This window comes from Mycobacterium sp. TH-M103 (genome assembly GCF_057473785.1).
On record NZ_JBYCLG010000301.1, the window covers coordinates 1 to 9,586 of the forward strand.

The window sequence follows — 9,586 nt, forward strand, 5'->3', positions numbered from 1 at the left end:
GCCGCCCACTGTGCCGGGCGGATATGGCGACGGAGTGGACCCGCGTCCCGATTGGATCTACTGACGTTTCTGTGGGTCGGGTTTCATGCCGCGCGGCCGGGTAGTTGTGGGCAAGCCTTCCGCGCTACGCGCTCAAAATAGCTGGGGCACCACCATCGGCCACGCGCTCGAAGTAGATGAGGCACGCCGATGTCTGTCGGCTGTGCGTGCGTTACCTGCCACACCAAAAGTGTGTCCTTCCGGGCGAATACACCGTCCGGCAGCGCGTTGCTGAACACGCCCGTCAGCTCCATCGCACGGAACAAGTCCGTCATCGTCAGCTCGGCGATCGCCACTGCGGCAACCTCCTCTTCGAGCGCTCTCGGCGGGACAGCGCGCGGGGGCGGGGCTCCTCAGGGCTGGCCAGGCTTGAGCCGCACGAACAGCGCATCGGCCTCCGTCAGCAACGTGTCGCCGTCGCTGAGCCGGCCCGAGACGAAGATCTTGCGCCCGTCCACCCGGTCGATGCCCGCGTCGAACTGCAGTTCCTTCCCGATCGGCACGATGTGGCGGTAGTCGATCTTGAGGTAGGCGGTGCGCTGGTAGGGGCCGCCGGTGAGCACCGAGGACGTCAGCCCCAGCACGCTGTCGAACAGCATGCCCAAACAACCGCCGTGCACGGCGCCGTTGCGGCCCAGGTGGTACCGGGCGAAGCGGGCCCAGCCGCGGATCCGGCCGTCGTCGGTCTTGTGCGCCGACATGGGGATCGACAGGATGTTGCCGCGCATCGGCAGGTCCATCCGGCGTCCCGACGGCGAGCGCCACTCGTCGGCGTCGTACGGGCTCAGCAGCGCCGACACCTTCTCGAGCAGGTCGGCGGCCTCGGTGATCACCTCGTCGGGCGCGTCGGCGGCGCGCGCGTGGTCCTGCATCCTGCGGACCGCGTCGACGAACCGGCCGTAGTCGGGCCCGCCCTTGGTGGTCGGTTCGGGCGGGTTGAATCCCCCGCCGGGGTGCCGGGCCTGCTCGCTGGTCACCCGGACACCGTATCCGCCCACCCGCCGGACCCGGTCAGGCGTTCTGCTCCCCGATGGCCCCGAGCAGCTCGACCTCCTGTTCGCTCAGCTCGATCTCGGCGGCGGCCACGTTCTCCTCCAGGTGGGCCACCTTGGAGGTGCCCGGGATCGGCAACATCACCGGTGAGCGGTTGAGCAGCCAGGCCAACGCCAGCTGCGACGGTGTCACGTCGTGCTCGGCGGCCATGTGCTGCAGCGGCCCCTCGGGGTCCGCGAGCGGTCCGGCGGCCAGCGGGAACCACGGGATGAAGCCGATGCCCTGGCTCGTCGCGGCGTCCAGCAGCGGCTCGGCGCCCCGGGCGGACAGGTTGTACATGTTCTGCACCGACACGATCTCGGTGATCTGCTGGGCCGCGTTGAGCTGGTCGACGTTGACCTCCGACAGGCCGATGTGGCGGATCTTGCCCTCGTTCTTCATGGCCACCAGCTCGCCCAACTGGTCGGCCAGCGGGAAGTCCGGGTCGATGCGGTGCAGCTGGTAGAGGTCGATGGTGTCGACGCCGAGGCGGCGCAGGCTCATCTCGCATTCCTGGCGCAGGTACGTCGGGTTGCCCAGCGGGATCCAGACGTCCGGGCCGGTGCGCAGCAGCCCGGCCTTGGTCGCGATCACCAGACCGTCATAGGGGTGCAGCGCCTCGCGGATGATCTCCTCGGAGACGTAGGGGCCGTAGGAGTCGGCGGTGTCGATGAAGTCGACGCCCAGTTCGACGGCGCGCCGCAACACCCGGACGCACTCGTCGCGGTCGGTGGGCGGACCCCACACGCCCTTGCCGGTCAGGCGCATGGCGCCGAAGCCGAGGCGGTTGACGGTCAGGTCGCCGCCGATGGTGAACGTTCCGGACGCGTGGGCAACAGTCTGTGTGGTCACCTCTCGACCGTACGCCGGGAGGCCGGGCGCCCGTCTTGCCGTGGCAAGCTGGGCGGGTGGACCTACGCTCCCTGGAGGAACTTCCGCTGACGTACCCGGAGGTGGGCGCGACGGCCGCCGGCCAGCGGCCCGCCGGGTACGGCCACCTCCACGTGGAGGCCCGGATCGGCAGCGGGCGGCAACGATTCGAGCAGGCCGCCGACGCCGTCATGCACTGGGGGATGCAGCGCGGGTCGGGCCTGCGGGTGCAGGCGAGCTCGGAGACCGTGGTCCTGGACGCGATCGTGGTGGTGCGGCTGGGTTTCCTGCCCGCTCCGTGCCGCGTGGTGTACGTCGTCGACGAACCCGACATCCGCGGATTCGGCTACGGCACGCTGCCGGGTCACCCGGAGTCCGGCGAGGAGTGCTTCGTCGTGCGCCACGACCCTGCCACCTCCGCGGTGTTCGCGGAGGTGTCGTCGTTCTCCCGGCCGGCGACCTGGTGGAGCAGGGCGGGCCGGCCGGTGGTGTCGTTGGGCCAGCGCCTCATCGCCAGGCGCTACCTGCGCGCGGTGTGACGCCCGCCTACGAGGGGGCAGCCGACGGAAGGGTTTTCAGCACGGTCAGCAGGACCACCGAGTCCTCGACCGCGTGCAGGGCGTGCCGCTCCCGCGGAATCTCGACGTAGTCCCCGGACCTGCCCTCCCAGGCGTCATCCCCGGCCGTCAACCGCACGTGTCCCTGCAGCACCTGCAGCGTCGCCTGCGCGGGCCCGTCGTGCTCGGACAGGTCGTGGTCGGCGAGCAGGGCCAGCAGGGTCTGGCGGAGTTCGTGGCTGTGCCCGCCGTGCACGGTGTGCGCGGCGCGCCCGCTGTGCGACTTCTTGGCCTCGGCCAGCTTTTCGGCGGCCAGGCTGGTCAAAGAGATGGATTCCATAGATCGAGTCCCTTGGTTGGGGGTGGTTTGTCGAACGGTCAGCCGGCTAGTAGGGATATCCCCGCTACGACCAATGCAATCGTCTTGACCACCTCCAAACCGATGTAGACGTGGTGGGCGCGGGAGCGCGGTGCGTCCAGGCCGGCGAGCACCCGGTCGGACCGACGGGTCAGCGCGGGACGCACCGCCAGCACCTGGACCAGCAGCGCGGCAACGGCCGCACCGAGCGCCACGGCGGCCCGCGCCGGCATCGGGGCGGTGGTCAGGACCGCCACGACGACGACGACGAAGGCGATCTCCACGGCGTTGAGCACGCGGAAGACCAGGCGACCGATGCCCAGGCCGAGCGGCAGCGTGACGCCGGGCGCGCGGAACTTCAGCGGCGCTTCCAGAAACGAGATGGCCGACACCATGCCCAGCCAGACGAAGGTGACCGCGACGGCGACAGCCGGCGCGCCGCTCATCGGGCGTCCGCCCGTGCCGTTAGGTGCGCCACGCACAGGTCCGGCTGGACGAACGCGTCGAGGCTGACCACCGAGACCGGCGCCTCCCAGGCCGCCAGGACGCCCTGCATCACGCCGAGATGAGCGGGACAGACGATGCCGGTCCCGTTCTCGGCGATCTCCAGGAAGGGGCAGTGCCGCAGGCCGATCTGCTCCCGGCCGTCGATCGTCCGGCGCTCGGGGGCGAAGCCGAGATCGTCGAGCAGGTCGACCAGCCGGTCGACGGCTTCTTCGGCGCCGAGGGCCGCCCCACCGGGCGGTTGCGCGGCGGACTGGGTCTTCCGCGCCCAGGCGCGGCCGGCGCGCAGGGCCTTGGCGCGCGGATCCCGCTCGGAGGCAAGCGCTTCCGCCAGGATCTCGGCGAGCATCCGGTAGTGCCGCGCTCCCCCGCGGTCCATCTGCCGGACCGCCCGGAACATCAGCGCCGGCCGCCCGGGTCCCTTGCGGCCCGGCTCGACCCGCTCGACCTGGCCGTCGCCCAGGAGTATGTCGAGGTGGAACCGGACGGTGTTGGGATGCACGCGCAGCACCTCGGCGATCGCGGCGATGCTCATCGGCTCGGGCGACGCCCGCAACACCTGCAGCACCCTGCGGCGGCGCCCGACCGATTCCCGAACTGACGTGACCTCGACCATCATGTTCCTTCAGAACTGCCGGCCCGCGCACCGCGCGTGCCGGGTTTTCAACAATACCGTTCGTAGAAAGACCGGACCCGCGGGACCTGCGCCCGCCGGGATGGTGACAAACGCCTCTGACCGAGCCGTGGGCGGCTCAATACGGTCGTGAGTCAGCGGCACGGCCAACCTCGGCCGGGCCGAGACGGATCGCCGATCAGCCATCGAGGCACAGAGGACGGGCCATGTCATCGCAGCACGTACCGACGGGATCTACCGGGCCGATGGGGATCGTCGTCGGCATCGACGACTCGCCCGCCGCCAGGGTGGCGGTGCAGTGGGCCGCGCGCGACGCGGAGTTGCGCAAGGCGCCGCTCACGCTCGTGCATGCGGTGTCGCCCGAGATGTCGACCTGGCTGAGAACGCCGATGCCCGCCGGGGTGATGCGCTGGCAGCAGGATCACGGTCGCCGACTGGTCGACGGGGCGCTCGAGGTGGTCGAAGGGGCGACCGAACACGGCGGTCCCCCCGCCATCCACACCGAGATCCTGACGTCCGGAGCACTTCCGGCGTTGATCGACCTGTCCGAACACGCGGGGCTGATGGTCGCGGGCGCGCAGGGCAGCGGCCGCTGGCCCGGCCGGCTGCTCGGTTCGGTCAGCTCCGCGCTGCTTCGCCACGCGCACTGCCCGGTCGTGATCGTCCACGAGGAGGATCCGTCGAGGCCGCAACCGGCCGGGGCGCCGGTGCTGGTCGGCATCGACGGCTCGCCCGCGTCCGAGTCGGCGACCGCGATCGCGTTCGACGAGGCGTCGCGCCGGCACGTCGGCCTGACCGCGCTGCATGCATGGAGTGACCTGGACGTCTCGGAATGGCCCGGAATCGATTGGCCCGCAACGCAGTCCGTGGCCGAGGAGGTGCTGGCCGAGCGGTTGGCGGGTTGGCAGGAACGGTATCCGGACGTGCACGTGCGCCGCGTCGTGGTGGAGGCCCAGCCGGCGCGACGGCTCGTCCAGGAGGCCGAACAGGCGCAGCTGGTGGTGGTCGGCAGCCGGGGCCGGGGCGGGTTCGCCGGGCTGCTGGTGGGTTCGGTCGGCGAGACCGTCGCCCAGCTGGCGCGGGTCCCGGTAATGGTCGTCCGTTAGCCGAACAGGCTTGGCCGCAAACGGCTTCACCTCACCACCACGTCGGCGGCGGCGGGGTCGCGGCGCATCCCTCGGCGTGCTGAAACTGGAACAGCTCGAGCACCCCGCGCCCGCTCGCCGGATGCGGCGACGACGTTGCGTCCGCCGTGGTTGTCGGCCAGCAGCAGTCCGACCGCCTCGACGCCGAGGGCTCGTTGCGCGTGCACGGTCACCGAGTGCAGGAACTCGACCAGGTCGAAGTCGTCGACGAGCGTATCAGACAGTTGGGCAGAGCTTTCCGCGATAGCAAGCTGCGGCTCACTCATCCCTGTGGCCTGCCGCCGCTGTCCGTGGCGGGTTCCGCGGCGTCCGAGAATCGCAGTCGTCGTTCCACCACGGGACCCGCGACCTCGGTGAGCCGCTGCTGGTGCGCGTAGGAGTATGCGCGCAGCCGTACCAGCGTCGGCGTGGACCAGGGCGTCCACCAGCTGTTCCTGGGTTCCTCGATCTCCCGGCACGCGCATCCGTGACGTACACGGTTCCAGCGACCTCACTTCCCCGGCCAGCAGCAGGCGCGCACCGCTCACGCCGACCGCCTCCACGCACGCCAGGCACTCGTCGGTCCGTCATGGCGGTCCCCTCGCGGCGCGCGAGCATCGCGATCGACGTCCAGATCCGAGACGTGCGGTCACCGTCCACCGTCAGCCACCCTCCCTGTCAGATCGCGCCGCGGATCCGGTGATCATCCCGTCCCGGGGTCGGGCCCAGAAGTGCCAAATGTCACCTGCCCGGCTACGCGCGGACGACGAGCACCGAGCACTCGGGGTGGCGGAACAGGGGATGTCCGTGCGGGCCGATCAGCCGTGCCAGCTGTGCGGCCTCGGGTCCGCTGATGACCGCGAGCTGTACCCGCTCGTCGTTCGCGCCCAGGAAGTCGGCGATGGCGTCCCTGGTGGTGACCGGGTAGACGCGCACCTCGGGGTGGCGTTGTCGCCAGTCCCGCACCCGGTCCTCGAACGCGCCGTCGGCGTGTTCGGTGAGCTCCTCGGGCCGGCCGCCCAGGACGAGCATGGGCGACCGCCGCAGCCTCGCCTCCCACGCGGCCCATTCGACGACGGCGTCGTTGCCGGGTTCGTCGGTCATGCGGACCACCACCCAGTCGATGTCGGGCGGCGGCTGCTCGGCGCCGGTGCGCAGCACAGCGACCGGGCAGTGCGCCTTCTCGGCGAGCGCGGCCGCCGCCGAGCCCAGGATCGCGCTGGCGTAGCGCCCGATCCCGACGGAGCCGACGCACACCATCCCGGCGTCGCGCGACGCCTCCACGAGCATCGGGCCGGCCGGGCCGCGCGGGATGTCGGTTTCGATGCCGACGGGTTTTCCGGCGGCCTCGAGCGCTGATCGCGCCTCGCGCAGCGCCTTTTCGGCGTGCTCGAGGTCGCGGGCGTAGTCGCCCGGGGACGGGTGCCTCAGCTTGATCACCGAGACGAGTCGCAGCGACGTGCCGCGGCCGATGGCTTCGTCGACCGCCCAGAGCGCGGCCGCGATCCCCGCGTGCGAGCCGTCGATGCCCACGACGATCGGTTTCATGGCCGGCTCCTCAGAACCCGGCACTTCCTGCGCCGGAATAGTTTTCGGCGTTCCCGCGCTCGAGGGCGCGAATCTGCTCGGCTTGGGCGAGCCGGTAGACGTCGAGCAGGCGGGTGATGTCGCTGGGGGTGACGATCCCGACCACCTGACCACCGTCGACGACCAGGGCCCGGCTGCGCGGACCGGCCGCCGCCATCCGTTCGAGCAGGGCGCTCAGCGGCTCCTGCGGTGTCGCGGTCGGCACCGCGTGCAAGGGTAGTGCGATGTCGCTCACGCTCGTGGTGGCGCGCCGGGCGGGTGGGAGGCCGCGCAGCTGTGCCAAGGTCACCAGCCCCACGATCGCGCCGTCGCGCCCGGCGACCGGATACGCCGAATGGCGATCGCCCAGCACGTAACCCTGGATGAAGTCGTCCACGCTGATCCATCCGGGCGCGCTGTGCGGACGGGCCGTCATCGCGTCGGCCACGCGCACCCCGGCGAACAGCTGCTGGGTCGAGATGCGGGTCTCCTCCTCGCGGCTGGCGGCGAAGATGAACCAACCGATGAACGCCAGCCAGACACCGCCGACGAGGCTGCCCGTCACGAATTCGGCCAGACCCAACGCGATGAGGACGTATGCCAGCACCCGTCCGGCGTGTGCGGCGCCGATCCCGGCGCGCACGATGTCGCCGTGGCGGCGCCACAGGTAGGCGCGCAGCACCCGGCCGCCGTCCAGCGGGGCGCCCGGCAACAGGTTGAATAGGCCCAGCACCAGGTTGATCATCGCCAGCCAGGACGCCACGCCCACCGCGACGGGGGCGGCGTGCATGGCCCGCAGCGCCGCGACGAGCCCGCCGAAGATCGCCGCCAGCGCCAGGCTGGTGGCCGGGCCGGCGATGGCGATCCTGAAGGCCGCTTTGGGGGTCTTGGCCTCACCGCCGAGCGTCGTCACACCGCCGAACAGCCACAGCGTCACCCCGCCCACGGACACACCCGCGCGGCGGGCGACGACGGCGTGTGCGAGCTCGTGGGCCAGCAACGAGGCCAGCAGCACCAGGGCACCGCACGCGCCGGCCAACCAGTAGCCGGCCGGCGAATACCCTTTGACGGTGCCGGGCAACGTGCTTGCCAGGCTCCAGGTGAACAGCCACAGGATGACCAGGACGCTCCAGTGGACTTTCACCGCAAAACCGGCGATTCGCCCCAGCGGGATCGCATCTCCCATCTCGAACCTCCAAAACCCCTGTCGGGTGGCCGCTTCGGCCCGTGTATGCATCCGTCCCGTATCGAAGTTAGGACCGCGCCGTTGCCGCTACTAGGGTCGTTTGACCTCGCCGGGGCGGCCAATCGGCACCGCAAAGCTCAGAATTGGCAGGTGTGGCCGATGCAGGCGCCGCTGAAGCCGGCAGCGGCCGACAGTAGGCCCTATAGATGGCCCGGACGTCGACGGTCGCGTCGGCCGGAAAGTTGACCGTTTTGGACACCGCGGCGTCGAGGAACCGCACGGCCAATTGCCTGACCTCGACGAGCCGGTCCGCAGCGCCGCCGAGAACCGTTCCGCCCATCGCGCCGAGGTGCCACGCCGGTGGTCGTCCTCGGCCGCCGCGACGCACGTGGCGGTCCGGTCCATCATCTCGCCCGTGGATTCGGCCGTCCTGTCGCGCTCATCCCGGAGCAGATAGCGTTCGCCCAGCACGGTCACCGCGGCCACGGTCGGCTTCAGCTCGTCACGCACCCCGATCAGCGCCTTGGCGGCGCGCACCTCGGCGCGGTGCCGACGCTAGGGGATGTACTTGCGGGCAACGTCATTCCGGCCCGCGGCCACCAGTTGCCCCTCGACCAGGTTATGGATCTCCTCGACGGTGGGGACGGCGCCGCGGGGCCGCCGCGACAGCGCGTCGACGACCGATCCGGGCACCGCGCGCGGCGCGGGCGACCGCCATCTCGATGCGTGACGGATCGATGGGCGCCGGACGCCCGTCGCGCCGTCGCACACTCGCCGGCCACCCGGTGGCCCGCGGCGTTCTGGTCATCACCCGCGCATCCCCGCGTTCGACCGGAATTCGCCGAACCGACGCCCAATGAGGACTTCGGTCCCTACCGTGCCGCCCGGTGCCGTGGTCGGATCGGAGACGTCGTGTCACCGGAACACACACTAGGAGCACATGATGACCGGTACCCTTCCCGCGGCGCAGAAGCCGCATACGCTGTTCCCCGAGATCTCCGACCTGCTGGCGGGATTCCCGTCGTTCGCCGGGATCCGCCCGATGTTCGACACCCGGCTGATGCGGCTGGAAGACGAGATGAAGGACGGCCGCTACGAGGTCCGTGCAGAGATTCCCGGCGTCGACCCGGCCAAGGACGTCGACATCACCGTCCGCGACGGCCAACTCACCATCAAAGCCGAACGCAGTGAGAAGAAGGAATTCGACGGCCGGTCGGAATTCTCCTACGGCTCGTTCGTCCGCACCGTGTCGCTGCCGGCCGGCGCCGACGAGGACGACATCAAGGCGACCTACGACAAGGGCATCCTGAGCGTCTCCGTGGCGGTCCCGAAGCCGGCACCCGCCGAAAAGCACGTCAAGATCGCGACCAAATAGCCAGATCCGGACGGGGCCCGGACCGCGGCATCCGGACCCCGTCACTCAAAACCGTCTGTGCCTCAATTGTTCTCGGCAGCGCTGCGCGACCGCACCGGTCCGGGCGCGGGCAGTCGTTCCACGCGGTGCTTGATGCCCAGCAACAAGCCCCGCGTGGTCAGCGCGATCAGCGGCCGGACCAGCTCCATGGCGAACACCTCGCCCGGGTGGCGCAGCGAGATCCTGGCGCGGGTAAGCAGCCGGACGCGGTCCTCCCAGTGTGGCTGCAGGTGGAACGACCACACGACGTTCCACCGCAGCTCCGGCCGGGCGGCATGCAGCACCAGATACTTCTCCGGCAC

At 70.7% G+C, this 9,586-nt stretch carries 11 protein-coding genes and 2 pseudogenes; 3 read left to right on the plus strand and 10 right to left on the minus strand.

Features of this window, described 5'->3' with window-relative positions:
• Positions 1 to 392 precede the first annotated feature (392 nt).
• Both AC2VOR_RS16835 and AC2VOR_RS16840 read right to left on the minus strand, forming a co-directional pair.
• Entirely contained in the window at positions 393 to 1,016 is a 624-nt protein-coding gene (locus tag AC2VOR_RS16835; RefSeq protein ID WP_486964162.1) for a PaaI family thioesterase, read from the minus strand.
• A gap of 34 nt (positions 1,017 to 1,050) precedes the next feature.
• Positions 1,051 to 1,923: an aldo/keto reductase gene (locus tag AC2VOR_RS16840; RefSeq protein WP_369739296.1), complete on the minus strand. Its 873-nt coding sequence runs from the start codon at positions 1,921 to 1,923 to the stop codon at positions 1,051 to 1,053.
• Positions 1,924 to 1,979: 56 nt separating this feature from the next.
• On the opposite strand from AC2VOR_RS16840, the gene AC2VOR_RS16845 reads away from it, so the two are divergent.
• The gene (locus AC2VOR_RS16845) at positions 1,980 to 2,480 is read left to right on the plus strand and encodes a DUF1990 domain-containing protein (protein WP_486964163.1); all 501 of its coding nucleotides are present in this window, start codon (positions 1,980 to 1,982) and stop codon (positions 2,478 to 2,480) included.
• Positions 2,481 to 2,487: 7 nt separating this feature from the next.
• Here AC2VOR_RS16845 and AC2VOR_RS16850 read toward each other — a convergent pair whose 3' ends face one another.
• Genes AC2VOR_RS16850 through AC2VOR_RS16860 form a run of 3 tightly spaced genes read right to left on the minus strand, consistent with a single transcriptional unit; the run spans position 2,488 to position 3,979 of the window.
• The gene (locus AC2VOR_RS16850) at positions 2,488 to 2,838 is read right to left on the minus strand and encodes a cupin domain-containing protein (RefSeq protein WP_369739298.1); all 351 of its coding nucleotides are present in this window, start codon (positions 2,836 to 2,838) and stop codon (positions 2,488 to 2,490) included.
• A gap of 38 nt (positions 2,839 to 2,876) precedes the next feature.
• Entirely contained in the window at positions 2,877 to 3,302 is a 426-nt protein-coding gene (locus AC2VOR_RS16855; RefSeq protein ID WP_369739299.1) for a hypothetical protein, read from the minus strand.
• On the minus strand, positions 3,299 to 3,979 hold the full coding sequence (locus AC2VOR_RS16860) for a helix-turn-helix transcriptional regulator (RefSeq protein WP_486964164.1): 681 nt from the start codon (positions 3,977 to 3,979) through the stop codon (positions 3,299 to 3,301). The genes AC2VOR_RS16855 and AC2VOR_RS16860 overlap by 4 nt, the downstream gene beginning before the upstream one ends.
• A gap of 260 nt (positions 3,980 to 4,239) precedes the next feature.
• Here AC2VOR_RS16860 and AC2VOR_RS16865 point away from each other — a divergent pair, with 260 nt between their 5' ends.
• On the plus strand, positions 4,240 to 5,100 hold the full coding sequence (locus AC2VOR_RS16865; protein WP_369741655.1) for a universal stress protein: 861 nt from the start codon (positions 4,240 to 4,242) through the stop codon (positions 5,098 to 5,100).
• A gap of 26 nt (positions 5,101 to 5,126) precedes the next feature.
• Here AC2VOR_RS16865 and AC2VOR_RS16870 read toward each other — a convergent pair whose 3' ends face one another.
• From AC2VOR_RS16870 to AC2VOR_RS16885, 4 genes and pseudogenes are all read right to left on the minus strand, one after another.
• Positions 5,127 to 5,405 (minus strand): hypothetical protein, encoded by a 279-nt coding sequence (locus tag AC2VOR_RS16870; protein WP_486964165.1) that lies wholly within the window; start codon positions 5,403 to 5,405, stop codon positions 5,127 to 5,129.
• A gap of 466 nt (positions 5,406 to 5,871) precedes the next feature.
• A complete protein-coding gene (locus AC2VOR_RS16875; protein WP_369739302.1) occupies positions 5,872 to 6,666 on the minus strand; it encodes a universal stress protein in 795 nt (264 codons plus the stop codon).
• Positions 6,667 to 6,676: 10 nt separating this feature from the next.
• On the minus strand, positions 6,677 to 7,870 hold the full coding sequence (locus AC2VOR_RS16880; RefSeq protein ID WP_369739303.1) for a site-2 protease family protein: 1,194 nt from the start codon (positions 7,868 to 7,870) through the stop codon (positions 6,677 to 6,679).
• Between the two features lie 309 nt (positions 7,871 to 8,179).
• A pseudogene (locus tag AC2VOR_RS16885) lies at positions 8,180 to 8,678 on the minus strand (ATP cone domain-containing protein); the annotation flags it as partial.
• A 135-nt stretch (positions 8,679 to 8,813) separates the two neighbouring features.
• On the opposite strand from AC2VOR_RS16885, the gene AC2VOR_RS16890 reads away from it, so the two are divergent.
• Positions 8,814 to 9,245: an Hsp20/alpha crystallin family protein gene (locus AC2VOR_RS16890; RefSeq protein ID WP_369739304.1), complete on the plus strand. Its 432-nt coding sequence runs from the start codon at positions 8,814 to 8,816 to the stop codon at positions 9,243 to 9,245.
• 62 nt (positions 9,246 to 9,307) lie between these two features.
• On the opposite strand, the pseudogene AC2VOR_RS16895 reads toward AC2VOR_RS16890, so the two are convergent.
• Positions 9,308 to 9,586 (minus strand): annotated as a pseudogene (locus tag AC2VOR_RS16895) (SRPBCC family protein); the annotation flags it as partial.